Origin of the sequence: uncultured Arthrobacter sp. (assembly GCF_902805515.1) — a bacterium.
GTDB lineage: Bacteria > Actinomycetota > Actinomycetes > Actinomycetales > Micrococcaceae > Arthrobacter_D.
In genome coordinates this window covers 26,290-42,421 of record NZ_CADCTE010000087.1, presented here as the reverse complement: position 1 = coordinate 42,421, position 16,132 = coordinate 26,290, and the positions used below count along the sequence as shown (strand labels likewise).

Annotated in this window: 18 protein-coding genes and 1 pseudogene; 9 read left to right on the top strand and 10 right to left on the bottom strand. The window is 69.8% G+C overall.

Annotated elements, in window-relative coordinates:
- Positions 1–373, bottom strand: a pseudogene (locus QZX79_RS07640) (Hsp70 family protein); the annotation flags it as partial.
- 219 nt (positions 374–592) lie between these two features.
- Here QZX79_RS07640 and QZX79_RS07635 point away from each other — a divergent pair.
- The 3 genes from QZX79_RS07635 (at position 593) to QZX79_RS07625 (ending at position 2,013) form a co-directional block, all read left to right on the top strand.
- Positions 593–1,036: an SRPBCC family protein gene (locus QZX79_RS07635; RefSeq protein ID WP_294567062.1), complete on the top strand. Its 444-nt coding sequence runs from the start codon at positions 593–595 to the stop codon at positions 1,034–1,036.
- 102 nt (positions 1,037–1,138) lie between these two features.
- Positions 1,139–1,786 carry a hypothetical protein gene (locus QZX79_RS07630; protein ID WP_294567060.1) on the top strand — a complete coding sequence of 216 codons (648 nt, stop codon included), beginning with the start codon at positions 1,139–1,141 and terminating at the stop codon, positions 1,784–1,786.
- Entirely contained in the window at positions 1,786–2,013 is a 228-nt protein-coding gene (locus QZX79_RS07625) for a helix-turn-helix transcriptional regulator (RefSeq protein WP_294567058.1), read from the top strand. Before QZX79_RS07630 ends, QZX79_RS07625 begins: the two co-directional genes overlap by 1 nt.
- 54 nt (positions 2,014–2,067) lie before the next feature.
- Here QZX79_RS07625 and QZX79_RS07620 read toward each other — a convergent pair whose 3' ends face one another.
- Positions 2,068–2,334: a hypothetical protein gene (locus QZX79_RS07620; protein WP_294567054.1), complete on the bottom strand. Its 267-nt coding sequence runs from the start codon at positions 2,332–2,334 to the stop codon at positions 2,068–2,070.
- A gap of 149 nt (positions 2,335–2,483) precedes the next feature.
- The gene (locus QZX79_RS07615) at positions 2,484–2,894 is read right to left on the bottom strand and encodes a MarR family transcriptional regulator (RefSeq protein WP_366484793.1); all 411 of its coding nucleotides are present in this window, start codon (positions 2,892–2,894) and stop codon (positions 2,484–2,486) included.
- 407 nt (positions 2,895–3,301) lie between these two features.
- Here QZX79_RS07615 and QZX79_RS07610 point away from each other — a divergent pair, with 407 nt between their 5' ends.
- Entirely contained in the window at positions 3,302–3,604 is a 303-nt protein-coding gene (locus tag QZX79_RS07610; RefSeq protein ID WP_133403603.1) for a DUF4193 domain-containing protein, read from the top strand.
- Positions 3,605–3,631: 27 nt separating this feature from the next.
- Here QZX79_RS07610 and QZX79_RS07605 read toward each other — a convergent pair whose 3' ends face one another.
- On the bottom strand, positions 3,632–3,955 hold the full coding sequence (locus QZX79_RS07605) for a hypothetical protein (protein ID WP_294567037.1): 324 nt from the start codon (positions 3,953–3,955) through the stop codon (positions 3,632–3,634).
- 56 nt (positions 3,956–4,011) lie between these two features.
- Positions 4,012–5,310 (bottom strand): alpha-hydroxy acid oxidase, encoded by a 1,299-nt coding sequence (locus QZX79_RS07600; protein WP_294567032.1) that lies wholly within the window; start codon positions 5,308–5,310, stop codon positions 4,012–4,014.
- Positions 5,311–5,536: 226 nt separating this feature from the next.
- On the opposite strand from QZX79_RS07600, the gene QZX79_RS07595 reads away from it, so the two are divergent.
- A complete protein-coding gene (locus tag QZX79_RS07595; RefSeq protein WP_294567029.1) occupies positions 5,537–6,184 on the top strand; it encodes a GNAT family N-acetyltransferase in 648 nt (215 codons plus the stop codon).
- A 66-nt stretch (positions 6,185–6,250) separates the two neighbouring features.
- Here the strand turns inward: QZX79_RS07595 and QZX79_RS07590 are convergent, their stop codons facing one another.
- Both QZX79_RS07590 and QZX79_RS07585 read right to left on the bottom strand, forming a co-directional pair.
- Positions 6,251–6,919 (bottom strand): alpha-ketoglutarate-dependent dioxygenase AlkB, encoded by a 669-nt coding sequence (locus QZX79_RS07590; protein WP_294567023.1) that lies wholly within the window; start codon positions 6,917–6,919, stop codon positions 6,251–6,253.
- Positions 6,916–7,704, bottom strand: a complete 789-nt coding sequence (locus QZX79_RS07585) for a phosphatase PAP2 family protein (protein ID WP_294567020.1) — start codon at positions 7,702–7,704, stop codon at positions 6,916–6,918. Before QZX79_RS07585 ends, QZX79_RS07590 begins: the two co-directional genes overlap by 4 nt.
- Positions 7,705–7,800: 96 nt before the next feature.
- Here QZX79_RS07585 and QZX79_RS07580 point away from each other — a divergent pair, with 96 nt between their 5' ends.
- The gene (locus QZX79_RS07580) at positions 7,801–8,463 is read left to right on the top strand and encodes a pyridoxal 5'-phosphate synthase (RefSeq protein WP_294567014.1); all 663 of its coding nucleotides are present in this window, start codon (positions 7,801–7,803) and stop codon (positions 8,461–8,463) included.
- Positions 8,464–8,602: 139 nt separating this feature from the next.
- Positions 8,603–9,151 (top strand): acyl-CoA thioesterase, encoded by a 549-nt coding sequence (locus QZX79_RS07575; RefSeq protein ID WP_294567005.1) that lies wholly within the window; start codon positions 8,603–8,605, stop codon positions 9,149–9,151.
- A 199-nt stretch (positions 9,152–9,350) separates the two neighbouring features.
- Here the strand turns inward: QZX79_RS07575 and QZX79_RS07570 are convergent, their stop codons facing one another.
- Both QZX79_RS07570 and QZX79_RS07565 read right to left on the bottom strand, forming a co-directional pair.
- The gene (locus QZX79_RS07570) at positions 9,351–10,988 is read right to left on the bottom strand and encodes a hypothetical protein (protein ID WP_294567002.1); all 1,638 of its coding nucleotides are present in this window, start codon (positions 10,986–10,988) and stop codon (positions 9,351–9,353) included.
- A gap of 257 nt (positions 10,989–11,245) precedes the next feature.
- Positions 11,246–12,568 carry an APC family permease gene (locus QZX79_RS07565; RefSeq protein ID WP_294566999.1) on the bottom strand — a complete coding sequence of 441 codons (1,323 nt, stop codon included), beginning with the start codon at positions 12,566–12,568 and terminating at the stop codon, positions 11,246–11,248.
- 89 nt (positions 12,569–12,657) lie between these two features.
- Between QZX79_RS07565 and malQ the strand changes: the two genes are divergently transcribed.
- A complete protein-coding gene (gene malQ / locus QZX79_RS07560) occupies positions 12,658–14,838 on the top strand; it encodes a 4-alpha-glucanotransferase (protein ID WP_294566996.1) in 2,181 nt (726 codons plus the stop codon).
- A 40-nt stretch (positions 14,839–14,878) separates the two neighbouring features.
- On the top strand, positions 14,879–15,793 hold the full coding sequence (locus QZX79_RS07555) for an NAD(P)/FAD-dependent oxidoreductase (RefSeq protein WP_294566936.1): 915 nt from the start codon (positions 14,879–14,881) through the stop codon (positions 15,791–15,793).
- 18 nt (positions 15,794–15,811) lie between these two features.
- Here QZX79_RS07555 and QZX79_RS07550 read toward each other — a convergent pair whose 3' ends face one another.
- Complete coding sequence (locus QZX79_RS07550; protein WP_120167488.1) at positions 15,812–16,090, bottom strand: acylphosphatase; 279 nt, start codon at positions 16,088–16,090, stop codon at positions 15,812–15,814.
- Between the last annotated feature and the right edge of the window lie 42 nt (positions 16,091–16,132).

Below are 16,132 nucleotides of genomic sequence, written 5' to 3'. Positions count from 1 at the left end.
GGGGGGCCACCGGGGCGGGCGCGGGCGGCGCTTCCGTCGTCGGTTCGGGCGTCGGCTCGGGGGTCGGTTCGGGCGTCGGCTCCGGCGTGGGGACTTCCGGCGGCGGTGGAGTCGTCGGTTCCACCGGGACGGTGGGCGGAGGGGCCGTGGTCGGTTGGGGCTTGGGCTCCGACGGCCCTGGGTCGGTGGGCCGCTCCGGCTCACCCGGCGGGGGCTCCTGCTGGCCCTTCTGCTGCCCGGGCGGGACGTGTCCGTCCTTTTCCGCAGTCACCTGGACGGCGTACGCGCTCACACCAGGTGATCCCAGGAGGATCACCGTGCTCAGCGCCACCGCTCCCGCCGCCGATTTAAGCCAGCTCTCAGCCTTACGCACCGAATATTCCCCAGACTGCAGGGGCCTCCGCCCTGCGGACCTTACCTTATCCGGAGGATCAAGGGAACGCACCAAGTATTCGCTGTTGGAGGGCCCTTGCCATTTCGTCTGGGTGGTGGCACCCGGGATGCTGCTCGTGCCGCTACCGGTCGTCACCCGTCGGGGATCCCGGCGCGGGGTGCGCCAGGGTGCGCCGGGATGGAATGCAATACTCGGGGAATGAGCGTCTACTTCGAGCGCACCACCCGCTCCCCGCTGCCCGTGCCGGAGCTGTTTGAACGGTCCCGCAGCATCGACGCCCACCGGGAATCGATGGCGCACTCCCGGGAGCGGGCGGTGGCAGGGGTGACCTCCGGGACGATCTCCCTTGGCGAGCAGGTGACCTGGCGGGCGTGGCACTTCGGCCTCCCCATTTCCATGACCAGCCGCATCACCGAGATGGAGCCGCCCCACCGGTTCGTTGACGAACAGGTCCGGGGACCGTTCCGCAGCTTCCGCCACGAGCACGAATTCCGCGGGGAAAACGGCGGATCCGTGATGATCGACCGCATCGAGTTCTCGGCGCCGCTCGGCCTCCTCGGGCGCGCGGTCGAGCGGATCTTCCTTGCCGCCTACCTTCAAAAGCTCATCGATGTCCGCAACGAGTACCTGGCCAAGCCCTGACCGAAGCGGGGCCGGTTCGGGAGCGCCGCTCTTGACCACCCCGGCGGGTGGAGATACGTTATCGAAAAACATTAACAACGATTCTCGATAAAGGACGACGCTATGGGACCCAAAAGCGGAAGATCTCCATCCAGGCTGAAGCGGGCTTCTGCGCCGGTCATGTCCCGCGCCGAGGCAGTGTTCCTGATGGTCGTGGCGGCCGTTGTCGCGGTGGTGGCCACGGCCCTCGCCGTTTCGGAGATCCGCGCCCTCCTCCGTGGGCCGGTGACCCTTGACCTTCCCCTCCGGAATGTTGCCGCCCCCAGCGTCGACGGCGTCGTTGAGGAAGTGCGGGGGGCACGCTACAGCAGTGTCGAGGTGGCCTTCGAGTCGGTGCCCGCCACCGAGGGGCTGCTGCTCGCCGTCTCGGCCGGGCTCCAGGCCCTGATCGTGGTGGCCGTGTGCGTGCTGGTGTGGGTCCTGTGCCGGCGGATCGCGGCGGAACGGACCTTCACGCGGGGTGCAGAAGGGGCCATCGGCGTGGTGGGCATCCTCGTGGCGGTCGCCGGCACGCTGGCCCAGGCGCTCGGCTCCGCCGGGAGGGACCGGCTTGTGGGGTATTCGGGGTTGTTCCCCGGGGCGGACAGCCGGACCGTCTTCTTCCTTGAGTTCAGCCCCACCCCGGTGGTCATCGGGCTGGTGATGGCGCTCTTCGCGGCCATCGTGCACCGCGGCCGGCGGCTCCAGGACGACGTCGTCGGGCTGGTCTGATGCCCGCCGAGTCCGAGGAACGCATCCATTGCCGCCTCGATGAACTGCTCGAGGCCAGGGGGATGACCCTGACCGAGCTCAGCCGCCGGGTCGGAGTAAGCCTGGTCAACCTCTCGATCCTCAAGAACGACAGGGCTCGAGCAATCCGTTTTTCGACCCTGGCCGCGGTGTGCGAGGCCCTTGACTGCCAGGTGGGGGATTTGCTGGTGGTGGCCGATCCCGGCTGAGCCGGTCCCGGGACGCGGGCCATGCCGGCAAGTGCACGCGGTGCACTCTCCCGATTAACCGGAACGGTCGCCGCGGCGACCTGCCAGCCGGGTGTACATCCGGCCCAGTGGAGCCAGCCAGGACATCACGAGTGCGATCGTGAAGACCTCGCTGACCAGGGAGCCGGCGCTGCCTGCCGGGATGAACTGATGGACGGTGAGCAGGGCGGCGACCAGCAGCAACCCCTTCTTGAGGACCCGCAGCGTCGACGGCGGCAGCGGCCGGGGCCAGGTGTAGAAACCTTCGCCCGGTTCGACGTCGTAGGTCGTCTCGGATTCCATATGCCCCCTTGCTGATGAATTCGGCCGCCCGCCCCGGGAGGAGCGGCCGGGCTCCTCATTAAGCCTACGCGCTCCGCCGGCCCGGCCGGCTGTTAGCTTCGGGCACAGCGCCGGACGGCGACAGGGCCCGATTCCGGTGCAGCGGCGGGTCAGACCGAGGGGCCGGTGCCCTCCGCGGCGCCCGAACTGGTCCCGGCCGGAGGGATTTGGTGCTCGTCCTGATCGAGGACCTCGCGCATCCTGGTGAGGAAATCGATGACCGCGCGGGCATCACCGTCACTCAGTGAGGCGGCCACCGCCATCATGCGGGCGTGCATTCCGCCCAGGGTGGCTCGGACTTCGGCGTCGGAGCCCGTCGTCGGCCGGATCACCAGGGCCCTGCGGTCGGTGGGGTGGTCCTCACGGCGGGCGTGCCCGCTGGCGACGAGCCGGTCGATGAGGGTGGTTGTCGAGGCGGAGGAAATGCCAAGCTTTGTTCCGAGGTCCTTCGGGCCGATCCGCTCACCGGCCTGCTCGGCCTGAAGGAGGAACCGGACGGCGAGCATGTCGGTTTCATTCATCCCCATGGACTCCCGGGTCCGCCGCCGCATCGCTGTCTCCGCGCTGCGGTAGTCCCTGAGAGCGTTGAGGACATTCAAGCCCCGCTCCCGGTCCGGCTCCGGGGCGTACCAGTAGCCGGATGAAGGTCTGGAACGCTGCTGTGCCATAGCGCAATGCTAGACCATCTGGTAGTGAGGGGGCCGAGGCGTCCATTCCGCGGGCGCCCGTCCCCGGCTCGCCCCCCGGGAGGGCGTTGTCCGCCCCTCCGGCAGCGCGCCCCGCGGAACTGGCGCGGCCTGTTCTCCGTGAATATGACAAGGCTCCCGGCATAAAGCGCCCATCATGTCAAAGCCGCCCCGATTTCCCGTTAGACTCGGTTGCTGCAACAGGCTTCCCAGCTTCGACACCCCATCAGAACGGCTTCACCATGGCAACGGATTACGACGCACCCCGCAATAACGACGAGGACAAGGAAGCGGAGTCCCTCGAAGCGCTTCAGGCGAACCGTGGAAGCAGCGCGCAGTCCTCCTCCGTTGACATTGAGGACGGTGACACGGCGGAGGGAATCGATCTGCCGGGGGCGGATCTTTCCGGCGAGGAACTCCTCATCCAGGTGATTCCGCCGCAGGATGACGAGTTCACCTGCGCCTCCTGCTTCCTGGTCCGGCACCGCAGCCAGATTGCCTTGGAGAAGAACGGCCTGGCCTACTGCAACGAATGCGAAGGCTAGCGGCCACGTCTTGGGCGGGGCCTGCTGTCAGGAGGCCCTGGAGCCGTACCACCAGTGGGCAGGGGCCGTGTCGGGGGCCTCGCCGCGCGCCGGAAGGTGGAGAACCTCGCCGTCCCGCCGGGGCCGGGTGAGCAGCATCCGCGTGCCGGCCAGCAGCGCCGCCGGAAGCGAGACCAGGGCGGCCACCGCCAGGGCGTAGATGGCGATGAACGCATGGACCGGGGATTCGGAAAGGCCTGCGATGAAGTCCGCGCTGCCCAGTCCCAGCCACAGCCAGAACAGCCCGAGCGCAAAGAGTGCGGTGCGGGCACGCCGATAGCTCAACGGATACCGCACCCGTTCACGCTGCATTGTGTCTCCCCAGACTTTTGGTGTGGCCCGCACCCCCACGGGCCACCCTCCGAATACTAGCGGCCTCCTCCCCGGTTTCGGAGGTTCGAGATTGAATTGAGACCTTCCCATCCGGGCGAGGTTCCGGCCGGCAGTACCACGTGCTCGGGGCCAAGATCCTCAACCCGGTTCACGCCGAGCAGCTGCAGCGTGCGCACGGTCTGGGCGGCAAGGATCTCGATGGCCCGGTCTACTCCCGCGCGGCCCCCGGCCATCAGGCCGTAGAGGTAGGCCCTGCCAATCAGGGTGAAGTCTGCGCCGAGGGCAAGCGCGGCAACGATGTCGCCGCCGCTCATGATGCCGGTGTCAATAATGATGGCCGTCCTGCCCTTCAGCTCGCCCGCCACCTGCGGGAGCAGCTGGAGGGGGACCGGTGCCCGGTCGAGCTGGCGTCCGCCGTGGTTGGACAGGACGATGCCATCGGCACCGTGGTCGACCACCCGGCGGGCGTCCTCAAGAGTCTGGATGCCCTTCACCACGAGGTTTCCCTTCCATACCCCGCGCAGCCAATCGAGGTCTTCGTAGGTCAGGGTCGGGTCGAACATCGAATTGATCAGCTCAGCGACGGTTCCCGGGTAGTGGGACAGCGAGGCAAAGGACAACGGCTCGTGGGTGAGGAAGTTGAACCACCAGCCCGGCCGGTAGGAGGCGTCGGCGACGGTTCGAAGAGTCAGTGCCGGCGGGATGGTCAGTCCGTTCCTGACATCGCGCAGGCGTGCTCCCGCGACGGCGGTATCGACAGTGACCATCAGAGTGTCATTGCCGGCGGCCGCCGCCCGGTCGATCAGTTCCAGGGAGCGGTCCCGGTCGGTCCACAGGTAGAGCTGGAACCAGTTGCGCCCCGCGGGGGCGGCCGCTGCGACGTCCTCGATCGAAGCGGTGCCCATGGTGGAAAGCGTGTAGGGGATGCCCGCGGCTTCGGCGGCCCGGGAGCCGGCGTACTCGCCTTCGGACTGCATCATGCGCGTGAAACCGGTCGGCGCGATGCCGAAGGGCAGGGCGGCTGTGCCGCCCAGGATCCGGGTGGCCGTGCTGACCGTTCCGACATTGCGCAGGATGGAGGGCCGGAACTCAAGGTTAAGGAATGTGTCGCGGGCCCGGGCCAGGGAGATTTCCGCCTCCGCCGCTCCGTCCGTGTAGTCGAACGGTGCGGTCGGGGTGCGGCGCTTGGCGAGTGCGCGCAGGTCCTCGATGGTGTTGGCGCGGCGGAGCCGGGAGGCCGTGCCGAACTGCGGCCGGCGGAACCGCAGGAGCGGGGCGAGGTCGGCCGTGCGGGGGATGCGCCGTCGAAGGGCGGGGGGAGTGTTCGGCTGCATGAGAGTGCCTTCGCTGGTGCCGGGCCGTCTGCTGGGCACCAGAGACTACGCGGGGGATCGGAGCCTGCGCAACGTCGGTCCGAGGGGCGGGCGGTGCCCCCGGTAAAGGTCGCTGAAACGGTGAAATGACCGTCAGTGCCCTGAGGTTTCCCTTTTTCCGGTTCTCCACTAGACTGCACGGACTGGTCAAGCAGGAGGCCATGGAACCGCCACAGTGGAGCAGACCATGGATGAAAACGCCCAAGTACTGGATCACCCCGGCAGCACCCGTCCGGCTGTCACGGACCCCGGGTCGCTTCCGCGGATTTCCAGGCTCGCGCTCGGCGCCACGCGCCAGGTGGACGATGCGGAGTACCCCGCCAACCTTGCCGAAGTCCCCACGCGGCAGCTTCGTGCGCTGTGCAACCGGATCTACCAGCTCCTGGAGTGCGATTACCCCACGATGGAGACGCGGGACCGGTACGAGGAGCTCGTCGAGGAACTGCAGCGGAGGGAATCCGCCGTTGAGGCGCAGGCCGAGCCCGCAGGCATGCGGGAGGTCTTCCGGGACAATGTGCTGTTTTCCCGGTTCGAGCTCTACCGCAACGGGGTGATGGCCGGCTACGTCCAGTATGAGATGAGGGGCGGCGACGTCCTGCTGCTGCACGCGGTGGTCGACCCGCGTTTCCGCAAGCTGGGCCTTGAGCCCTTCCTCATGCAGTCGGTCCTGCTCAACGCCCACCGGCGCCGTCTGGCCATCACACCGTACTGCCCCGAGGCCCAGGAATTCCTTCGGGCGAACCCCCACTACCTCGCACTGCTTCCACCGCGGCAGCGCCGCCGTTTCAAGGTCATCTCTGCCGCCAAGTCAGCGGCGCAGGAAGGCCGGCGGTAACTCCTCGGCGCCCGCTCAGCGACTGGGCAGGAACTCAGCGACCGCGCAGGATTCTTCTCCGAGCCGTCAGCGGCGCTGGAGCCCCGTGGCGCGCAGCGTGATATTCAGCCGACCGGTGAGGCCGAGGCGCGGATCGGCGGTGCCGGCCCGTGTCCCCATCACCCCGTGGTAGGCGAACCGTGACGGTCCGCCGAAGACGAACAGGTCGCCCGACGCGAGCACCAGGTCCTGCCAGGGCCGGTTCCGGTTCTCGCTGTTGCCGAAACGGAAGACGCATTCGTCGCCCAGGCTGAGGGACACCACGGGAGCGTCGGAGCGCTCATCCCTGTCCTGGTGCATTCCCATCTTCGCCGCGGCGTCGTAGAAGTTAACGAGTGCGGCGTCAGGGGAGTAGGCGTCCCCGCTGCCCGGGCCGTAGGCGGCGTCCACCGCCGCCCGCCCCAGCGCGCCGAGGGCATCGGGGAACGGGGCGACCCGGCCGCCCCCGGCGTCGTCGGCTGTCCGGCTGTACCGGTAGGGCTGCCAGTGCCAGCCCAGGCACACGGTCCGCACCGACATTGCGCCGCCGGTGGGCATCCGTGCCGCGCGCATGGGGACCGGACCCGCCGCCCAGCCGCGGCAGGCTGCCACGAGTTCCTGCTGCTGCGTGAGCGTGAGCCAGTCCGGGACGTGCACCGCCCCGGGCGCAATTTCCGTGCGCTCCCGTGGAAAGAGGGAGCCGGCCGAGCCGGTCACGGCGCGGCCGGCGCCCGCCGGCGGCGCACCGTCAGCAGCAGCCGGTGCATGGTGATCACCACTGCAAGCCAGGCCAGGCCGAGGGTCCAGGCAACGACGACGTCGGTGAGCCAGTGATGGCCAAGGTAGACCCGGCTCAGACCCATGGTGACGGCGAAGAGGATTGCCGCAGCGACGGTCAGAACGGGGGCCCGCCGTCGCCGCGAGCGGCGCAGGACGAGGAGGTAGGCCACCACCCCGGCAATGACGATGGCATTGAGGGAGTGTCCGCTGGGGAAGGACGGGGAGCTTTCGAAGGGTGGGACCGCCGCGTCCAGGGGTGGCCGGAGCCGGCCCACGGCCTCCTTGCCGGCGATGGTCATCAACAGCGACCCGAAGGCCGCTGCGGCGATGATGATGACCGGGGTCCAGGACCGGCGGCGCAGCGCCAGCAGCGTCATAACCGCCACCGTGAGGACCGGCATGCCGACCGGGCCGCCGATGTGCGTATAGCCGGTGATGAGCCCATCGAGCCAGGGTTCGCGCAGCGACAGCGCGAGGTCAAGGGCCGGCTGATCGAGGGCCGCCACACCATCGGAGTCCACAACAGACTCGTACACCTCGGAGGAGGCCGCCGTCAGGGCGGCGGCCAGGCCCCCGCCGATGAGCAGAATCAGCAACAGGGCCCAGTGCGGTCCGACCCAGCGCGCCAGCGGTGAGATCATCCGCACGAGCCACCGGCCCGCCGGAGTGCCCCAGCGGGTCACGTCCCTCGCGCCGACGTACTGGTTCTCCTCCGGGGCCATGGTTCGACTCTAGCGACGGTACGGAAGGATTGGCACGCTGGTGTCCGCACGATGAACTCCTGCCGCGGGTGCCGCCTGAGCCGCTAGGCTGGCCGCATGACCGACTCGAGCCCCGCTGTCGACCTCCTGCGCACCGCCCCTGTCTTCCCTCAGGACATGCCGTCCTTCGAGCCCGCGTCGGCACCGGCGTCGCCCTTGCCGCTCTTCCTTGAGTGGCTCGAGGCCGCCCTGCGGTCGGGCATTCTTGCCCCGCACGCCGTCAACCTTGCGACCGTCGGCGAGGACGGGCTCCCGGACGCGCGGATCGTGATCCTCAAGGACGTGGACGCGTCGGGGTGGTCGGTCGCCTCAAGCACCGACAGCCCCAAGGGCCGCCAGCTTGCCGCCAATCCGTCCGCGGCGCTGACCTTCTTCTGGCCCGAACTGGGGCGGCAGGTCCGGGTGCGCGGGGCTGTCCGCATCGCCGGCCCTGAGGAAAACGATAAGGACTTCCAGCGCCGGCACCCCTCGGCACGGGCGCTGGTGCTTGCCGGACGCCAGAGCCAGGTGCTCGGGACCCCCGGTGAGGTCGAGGCCGCCGTCGGGAGGCACCTGGAGCAGCTCGAGGCCCGGCCCGGGCTGGGATCGGAAACCTGGGCGGTGTTCACCGTGGAACCGGCAGCCGTGGAGTTCTGGCAGGCGGACCCGGAGAGGCGTCACATCCGGCTTCGCTACACCCGCACGGGGGATTCCTGGCGGACCGACCGGCTGTGGCCCTGAGGTCGGCTAGGTCCCCACCCGTCCCACCGCGCCGCCGGTCATCGCCGCTCCAAGCTGGAAGGGCGGCATGTGGGACGGTGTCATTCATCCTCCCTCGCATGCAGTGGCACCCGATGTTACCGGCTAGTAATATGAGCCGATGCACCTACTCCTGCGCACCCTCCTCCTGCTCCTGACCTCGCGCCGCCGGCCCGCCCTGGATGTCTGGGGAGAGTCCTCCCTTCCGCTGCGTGTCCTGCCCACGGACATCGACATCGCCATGCATGTCAACAACGGCATGTACTTCTCCCTCATGGACCTCGGCCGTTTCGACCTCATGGTCCGCAGCGGGGTCTGGTCAAGGATGCGGCACAGGGGCTGGAGTCCGGTGGCGGCAGGGGAGACCATCAGCTTCCGCAAGTCGCTCCGGCTGGGACAGCGGTACTCGATCGAGACGAGGATCATCGGCCTTGACGACCGGGCCGTCTACTTCGAGCAGCGCATGGTGGCGGACGGCGAAATCTATGCCCGGGCCTTCATCGCAACCCGGCTGGTATCCGCCGGAGGGCCGGTCGAGAACGAGGAGATCCTCAAGGAGTTCGGGCGCCCGCCGGCCGACCTGGTGCTCCCGGACTGGATCCACCAGTGGAGGGTGAACAACGCCCTGCCGGGGAGCCGGCGCCCGGCGCCCCATTCCTGGGCGGCCTGAGGAAGGGATTTCCGCCCCGGAGCCGGGGGTGCCGCCGCCCTGTCGGCGGCGGCACCGGACCGGCACGGGCTTGGATTGCCCGACGTGCGGACTGCCTGAACTTCGGACATTCGGAGCTGTTGGCACCGGACGCCGATCGGCAGGGAGGGGGCGCTTGCCGTCCCCTCCCCGCCGGGCGTTGGAAGCTGTCCCCGCCGGCCTAGTGGCGGCGCGGGCGGGAGGCCAGCATCATGGCCACCAGCGCGCCCAGGATCAGCAGCGGCAGCGCGACGGCAACGATCCCGGGGGAGGTGGCGACGGACGCCGGAGTCATCGCCGAGGTGGAGGCGGACATCCTCTCGGTCCCCTCGGCGAGCTTCCCGTTGCCCTCGGCGAGCTGGGCGGCGCCGTCGGCGAGTTTGGCGTTGCCGTCGGCCAGTTGGGCCGCACCCGCATTGAGGTCGCCGGCGCCGGTGTCGAGGCGCGCGGCTCCCTCGGTGAGCTTCCCCATGCCGTCCTTGAGGTTGTTGGTGCCCGAGGCAAGCCGGGTCGAGCCCTCGGAGAGCCGCAGCGCGCCTTCGGCGAGGCGGGCGTTGCCGCCGCTCAGTGCGGCCGCACCCTCGTTGAGCCGGCCGGCCCCGGCGAGGAGTCCGGGTTCGACGGCGGTTCCCTGGTAGCCGGCGTTCAGCTGCATCAGGCCGCCGTTGAGTGCGGTGGTGCCCGCAGCGAGCTGGCCCGCTCCACCAAGCAGTCCGGGCTGGCCCGGCGATCCCTGGAAACCGGCGTCGAGCAGCTGCATGCCGGCCGTGAGCTTGTCCGTTCCGGCCTTGAGCGGCGTCAGTCCCTCGGTGTAGAGGCGGTTCAGCTTCGCCTGCGACTTCAGGGTGCCCTCGTGAACCAGGACCGTGCCGTTGGCCAGGGCCTGGGTGCCCGGGACCACCTTGTGCTCGGTGGCCAGGGCGAGGCTGCCGCTTCCGGCGCTGAGCTCGACCAGGCCCGCGTTGAGGCCGCCTGCGCCGGCATCGAGTGCCTTCAGCTTCTCAAGCAGGGCACCGACGGGGACGAGTGGGTTGGCCTCGGCGAAGGCCACCAGGTCATGGGTGCCCGCGGCCAGCTGGGCCGATCCGTCCCGGGCCTGAACCGTGCCGGCGTTGAGCCGGTCCACCCCCGCGTCGAGCTCGACGGCGCCGTCACGCAGGGCCGCGGCTCCGGCCGCCGTCTTGGCCGCACCCTCGGCCAGCAGGGCGGAGTCGGGGATGGATAGCTCGGTCTCGGCCATAATGTCGGAGACCCCCGCGCCGAGGGCCGCGGAGCCGTCGAGGGCGCTCCGGGTGCCCGCCGCCAGCTGGTCGGCCCCCGCGGCGAGCCGCGAGGCGCCGTCGGCTGCCCGCTGCGCTCCGGCCTGCGCCTGGGCGGTGCCGTCGGCAAGCTTCTGCGCGCCGACGGCCAGCCGGGCCGTGCCGGCCTGCAGCTCGGCCGCTCCGGTTGCCGCAGCGCCAGCGCCTGAGCTCAGTGAGCCCGCGCCCTCGTTGAGGTCGGCGGCGCCGGTCGACAGGGACGCGGCACCGGTTCCGGCCTTCTTCAGCCCGCTGGAGAGCTCGCCGGTTCCCTTGTCGAGGGATGCCGTTCCCTCCGCCAGTTTCTTCGATCCGTCACGCGCCGATGCCGCCCCGGCACTGAGTGCGGCCGAGCCGTCGTTGGCCCGCCCCGCCCCCTCGGAAAGCTGGCCGGCTCCGTTCGCCACCTTGCCGGTGAAGAGGGCGAAGAAGGCGAGGAGTGCCACGAGGAGCAGGGAAAGGAAGACCGTCACCACCGCGTGCAGGCGGTGGTGGGAGGTGGGCGCGATGGATCTGAGCATGTGCGACAAGTCCGTTCTCGAATCGGGGAGGCCGATGACGAGGCGCGGACGGATGGATCGTGTGCCGGGTGCGCTCGTCATTGAGCAGTCCATGCACGTCCCGAACCAGGTGGGTCGGTGACGTACACGGTGAACCGATGTGATTCAAGTTACATTTGTAAACTACTGGGCAGTAACTTAGCAAGGACCCTGGCCGATAAGTTACCGCCGGGTAGGGACATGGTTCGTGCCCGTTCCAGCCGCAGCTGCCCGATCGGTCAGGCGGGGAGGCTGCGGCGGTTCCGGACGAAGCGCCCGGCGGCGTAGAGCGCCAGCCCGACCGCCAGCAGAATGGCTGCGCGCAGCCAGATCGCGCCGTCCTGCTGGCTCAGCAGCAGGAGGCAGGAGCCGATGGCGAGGTAGGGGACGACGGCCGGGATGCTGAAATGGCCGTGCTCCACCCGGTCGCGTTTGAGCACCAGGACGGCGATATTGGTGGAGAGAAAGACGAACAGGAGCAGCAGCACCACCGTCTCGGCAAGCGAGGCGAGATCTCCCGTGAGCGTAAGCGCCATGGCCGCGCCCGTGGTGACCAGGATCGCGACCCAAGGGGTCCGCCGGTTCGGCAGGACCCGTCCCAGCGCGGAAGGAAGCAGGCCCTGTCCGGCCATTCCATAGGTGAGGCGGCTGGCCATGACGAGCGCGAGCAGCGCGCCGTTGGTGACCGCGACGAGCGCGACGAGGCCGAAGAGCCATGGCGGGATGCCGGCACCGGTGGCGGCGACGACGTCGAGCAGGGGAGAGGAGGACCCTGCGAGGTCCTTCGCCGGCAGGGCGGCGGAGGCCGCAAGGCCGATCAGGAGGTAAACGACGCCGGCGGTGAGCAGGGCGCCAAAGAGTGCCCGGGGATACACTCGGCTGATCCCGCGCACCTCCTCGGCAACGTTGGCCGACACCTCGAACCCGACGAACGAGTAGTACGCAATGAGCGAGGCCCCGAGCACCGCTGCTGCCGGATTCACGCCCGGGGTGAACTCGTTCACGCGGGAGACGTCGCCGCCGCCGGCCAGGACGTAGAACGCCACCAGGCCGATCACCAGGAGGAGTCCGGACACCTCAATCACGGTCATGACGAGGTTGCTCCTCACCGACTCCCGGATCCCGCGGGCGTTCAGCAACCCCAGAAGTGCGAGGAACACGAGGGCGGCCGGCGCCGCCGGGACATCCACGAAGGCGGCGAGGTAGTCCCCCGTGAACGCCAGGGCAAGACCGGCCGCGCTGGTCACCCCCGCCGCAAGCATGCAGAATCCGACCAGGTAGGAGATGAGCGGCCGGCGGAAAGCCCGCTCGGCGAACACGGCCGCTCCGCCGGCACGGGGGTACTTGGTCACAAGCTCCGCATAGGAGCCTGCCGTGAGCAGCGCAAGGCCCAGTGCGGCCATCAGCGGCACCCACAGGGCCCCACCCACCTCCTTGGAAATCACTCCCACGAGCGCGTACACGCCGGCGCCGAGGATGTCGCCCAGGATGAAGAAGAAGAGGAGCCGCCCGGTCACGGCGCGCTTGAGTCGGGTGTCGCTGCGTAGCTCAGAAAGTGTCACTAGGGAAGTGTATTCGAAAATGGTAAGTCGGCTGATGAAACTCCTGTGTCGGCTGGAGCAGTCCGGGTCCGCCCGCCTACATTGGGACAATGAGTCCATCCGAAACGGTCCCCCTGCCTTCACCCACCCCACTCCAGCGGCTGGCCGAAGCGCACCGGGTGGGAGCCACGTTCCAGGGCTGGGACGGGTCGCTTCAGCAGGTCCGGCCCGAAACCCTCGTGGCGGTCCTTGCCGCGCTCGGCGTTGCCGCCGACACCCCCGAGGCCGTCGACGCCTCGCTCGCCGAGGCCGAGGATGCGCCCTGGCGCAGGCTCCTGCCGCCGGTCGTCGTCGTCCGTGCCGGCTCGGTCGAGCCTGTTCCCCTCACCGTCCCGGCCGGTGCCGACGTCGAGGTGTGGGTCGACGCCGAGGACGGGCTCCGCTACAGCGCCAGTGTGGACGGGGGCCCGGCAGCCTTCCGCACCCTCGACGGCGTTCCCCTGGAGCGGGTCAACGCCGCCCTCCCGCACTCGCTGCCGCTCGGCTGGCACACCCTCCACGCCCGGGCCGGCGAACGCACCGGAACCTGCACGCTGGTGGTCACCCCCGACCGGCTGTCGAGAACCGCCGCGCTCCTTGACTCACGGACCTGGGGCCTGATGGCGCAGCTGTATTCCGTTCGGTCCTCGACCTCCTGGGGGATCGGCGACCTGGCGGACCTGGGCCAGCTCGCCGGGGTGGCTGCCGAACAGGGCGCCGGCTTCGTGTTGGTGAATCCGCTGCACGCCGCCGAGCCCGCACCGCCGGTCGAACCCTCGCCCTACCTGCCGACCACCCGGCGGTTCTTCCATCCGATGTACCTGCGCATCGAGGCCATCCCCGAGTACGCACGGCTGGATGCGGAATCGCGCGGGATCGTGGACGGGCTCGCGGCCGGATTCCGCGACGCGAACACCACCACCGACCTGCTTGACCGCGATGCGTCCTTCGAGGCGAAGCTCACCGCGCTCGAGCTGATCTTCGCGGTGGAACGGCCCGCCCAGCGGCAGTCCGACTTCGAAGACTACTGCGCCGCGCAGGGCCAGGGGCTCGAGGACTTCGCGCTCTGGTCCGCCCTGGCCGAGACCCTGGAACCCGGGGCGCCCGAGTGGGACGACGCGGGCCGGCCGGGTTCCCCGGCGGCCCGCCGGGCCCGGGAGCGGCTGGCGGCACGAGTGGAGTTCCACGAATGGCTCCAGTGGCTGTGCGATGAGCAACTGCAGGAGGCCCAGCTGGAGGCCACCGATGCGGGGATGGGGATTGGCATTGTTCACGACCTCGCCGTCGGGGTGCACCCCAGCGGCGCCGATGCGTGGGCGCTGCGGGACGTGCTGGCCCAGGGGATCAGCGTCGGGGCCCCGCCGGACATGTTCAACCAGCACGGGCAGGACTGGAGCCAGCCGCCGTGGCACCCCGAGCGGCTGGCCGAATCCGGGTATGCCGCGTTCCGCGACATGCTGCGCAATATCCTCCGGCATGCCGGCGGGATCCGGGTTGACCACATCCTCGGCCTGTTCCGCCTGTGGTGGATCCCGGCCGGCGCCGCACCCGGCGGCGGAGCCTACGTGTACTACGACCATGAGGCCCTGATCGGGATCCTCGCCCTGGAGGCGGAGCGGGCGGGGGCGCTCGTTGTCGGCGAGGACCTCGGGGTGTTCGAGCCCGGCGTCCAGGAGTACCTCGCCGAGCGCGGCATTTTCGGCACCTCCATTATGTGGTTCGAGCAGACCATCAGCGGGCCGCGGCCCCCCGAGGAGTACCGCCGGGCCTGCCTCACCACCGTGACCACCCATGACCTCCCGCCGTCGGCCGGTTACCTGGTCGGCGAGCACGTCGTGCTGCGCGAGTCGCTCGGGCTGCTCAGCCGCCCCGTCGAGGAGGAGCGCGCAGCGGATTCGGCCATCCAGGAGAGCTTCCTGGCGCTGCTCCGCGAGCGGGGACTGCTGCCCCGCGGGGAGGCATCGGTCCAGGAGACCGTCGAAGCGCTCCACGCGTTCATCGCGCAGTCACCGTCGGCACTGCTCGGCGTGGCGCTCGCCGATGCTGTCGGGGAACGCCGCACGCAGAACCAGCCGGGAACCAACAACGAATACCCGAACTGGCGCATCCCGCTGGCCGACGCCGGGGGGCGGGCCGTGCTGCTCGATGAACTGGCCGGGAACCCGCGTTTCCTCTCCCTGGTGCGGGCGCTGCACCGGCCCGCTGCCCTGGGTGAGTCAAGCGGAATTTCCGGGGGGCCGGGAGGAGCATAAGCCCGCTGCCTTTTGTCCGGCCCTCCGGTAGAGATGGAGGATGCCTACAACCTCCTCGCACGATGTCGTCATTCTCGGCGGCGGGCTCTCCGGGTTGAGCGCCGCGCTTGTCCTGGGCCGGGCGCGGCGCGGTGTCGCCGTCGTGAACGCCCGCGGTCCCCGCAACGCCGCGGCCGAAGCCGCCCATGGGTTCCTCACCCGGGACGGTGCCCCGCCGCTCGAACTCGTGGCGATGGCCCGCCGTGAGGCAGCCGTCTACGGCGTGGAGCTGGTTGACGGCGCGGGAGTGGCCGCGGTGAGCACGGACACCGGCTGGCTGGTCGAGCTTGAGTGCGGGCGGACGCTGGAGGCCCGCCACGTGATCGCGGCCACCGGACTGCAGGATGTCCTGCCCGACCTCGAGGGCGCCGAGAAGGCCTGGGGCAGGGGGTTGTTTCAGTGCCCCTACTGCCACGGCTGGGAGGTCCGCGACCGCCGGCTGGGCGTCCTTGGGACCACCGGATCCTCGGTGCACCAGGCACTCCTGCTGCGCCAGTGGTCGCCGCACGTAGCGTTTTTCACGCACACCCTCGAGGGGCTCACCGAGGAGGACCGGCTGCAGCTCAAGGAGCGCGGGGTCCCGGTCGTCGAAGGGAAGGTGAAGGCACTGGCCGGCGGGACGCAGGGACTGGTCTCGGTGGAGTTGGACTCCGGGGCCGCAGTCGAGTGCGAGGGACTCTTCTGCGAACCGGAGGCGCGGGTGGACTCCGCGCTGACCGACGCCTTCGGCTGGACGCTGCGCGGTGACGGCTGCGTGGCCGTCGACGAGGTGGGCCGCACCAGTGTGCCGGGGGTGTGGGCGGTGGGTAATGTCACCGATCCCGCTGCCCAGCTGATGTCCGCCGCCGGGGACGCCTACCGCACGGCCGTCGCGCTCAATGCCGTTCTCGTGGAGGAGGACACCGCGCGGCCGTGAGCGCCTTCCGGCGCCGGCTCAGGAGCCGCGGAACCCGGTCAGTCCGCCGGAGGGGGCGGTGACCACCGCGTCGACGCCGGCCACCCGGCCCGGGGTGCTCCCGGAGCGCAGCCGGCGCAGCAGTTCCTGGAGCGCCGGTTCCGGTCCTTCGGCGACAATGTCAACGGAGCCGTCGTCGCGGTTCACCGCAGTGCCGACGAGGCCGAGCTGCTCCGCCTGGAGCCGTGTCCAGTAGCGGAAGCCCACCGCCTGCACCTCACCGGAAACGACAGCTTCGAGCCGCTGATCCCCGCCCATCGCCTTCCCCCTCCCTGCCGCAGTAGAACATGATGACGTCCC

What these genes read in the sequence shown, in the direction of transcription:
- QZX79_RS07630 (WP_294567060.1), top strand. Translation starts at nt 1,139, where the DNA reads ATGGGACCCAAAAGCGGAAGATCTCCATCCAGGCTGAAGCGGGCTTCT.
- QZX79_RS07595 (WP_294567029.1), top strand. Translation starts at nt 5,537, where the DNA reads ATGGATGAAAACGCCCAAGTACTGGATCACCCCGGCAGCACCCGTCCG.
- QZX79_RS07615 (WP_366484793.1), bottom strand. Translation starts at nt 2,894, where the DNA reads ATGAATGAAACCGACATGCTCGCCGTCCGGTTCCTCCTTCAGGCCGAG.
- QZX79_RS07570 (WP_294567002.1), bottom strand. Translation starts at nt 10,988, where the DNA reads ATGCTCAGATCCATCGCGCCCACCTCCCACCACCGCCTGCACGCGGTG.
- QZX79_RS07555 (WP_294566936.1), top strand. Translation starts at nt 14,879, where the DNA reads ATGCCTACAACCTCCTCGCACGATGTCGTCATTCTCGGCGGCGGGCTC.
- QZX79_RS07550 (WP_120167488.1), bottom strand. Translation starts at nt 16,090, where the DNA reads ATGGGCGGGGATCAGCGGCTCGAAGCTGTCGTTTCCGGTGAGGTGCAG.
- QZX79_RS07620 (WP_294567054.1), bottom strand. Translation starts at nt 2,334, where the DNA reads ATGGAATCCGAGACGACCTACGACGTCGAACCGGGCGAAGGTTTCTAC.
- QZX79_RS07585 (WP_294567020.1), bottom strand. Translation starts at nt 7,704, where the DNA reads ATGGCCCCGGAGGAGAACCAGTACGTCGGCGCGAGGGACGTGACCCGC.
- QZX79_RS07600 (WP_294567032.1), bottom strand. Translation starts at nt 5,310, where the DNA reads ATGCAGCCGAACACTCCCCCCGCCCTTCGACGGCGCATCCCCCGCACG.
- QZX79_RS07605 (WP_294567037.1), bottom strand. Translation starts at nt 3,955, where the DNA reads ATGCAGCGTGAACGGGTGCGGTATCCGTTGAGCTATCGGCGTGCCCGC.
- malQ (WP_294566996.1), top strand. Translation starts at nt 12,658, where the DNA reads ATGAGTCCATCCGAAACGGTCCCCCTGCCTTCACCCACCCCACTCCAG.
- QZX79_RS07580 (WP_294567014.1), top strand. Translation starts at nt 7,801, where the DNA reads ATGACCGACTCGAGCCCCGCTGTCGACCTCCTGCGCACCGCCCCTGTC.
- QZX79_RS07625 (WP_294567058.1), top strand. Translation starts at nt 1,786, where the DNA reads ATGCCCGCCGAGTCCGAGGAACGCATCCATTGCCGCCTCGATGAACTG.
- QZX79_RS07575 (WP_294567005.1), top strand. Translation starts at nt 8,603, where the DNA reads ATGCACCTACTCCTGCGCACCCTCCTCCTGCTCCTGACCTCGCGCCGC.
- QZX79_RS07610 (WP_133403603.1), top strand. Translation starts at nt 3,302, where the DNA reads ATGGCAACGGATTACGACGCACCCCGCAATAACGACGAGGACAAGGAA.
- QZX79_RS07635 (WP_294567062.1), top strand. Translation starts at nt 593, where the DNA reads ATGAGCGTCTACTTCGAGCGCACCACCCGCTCCCCGCTGCCCGTGCCG.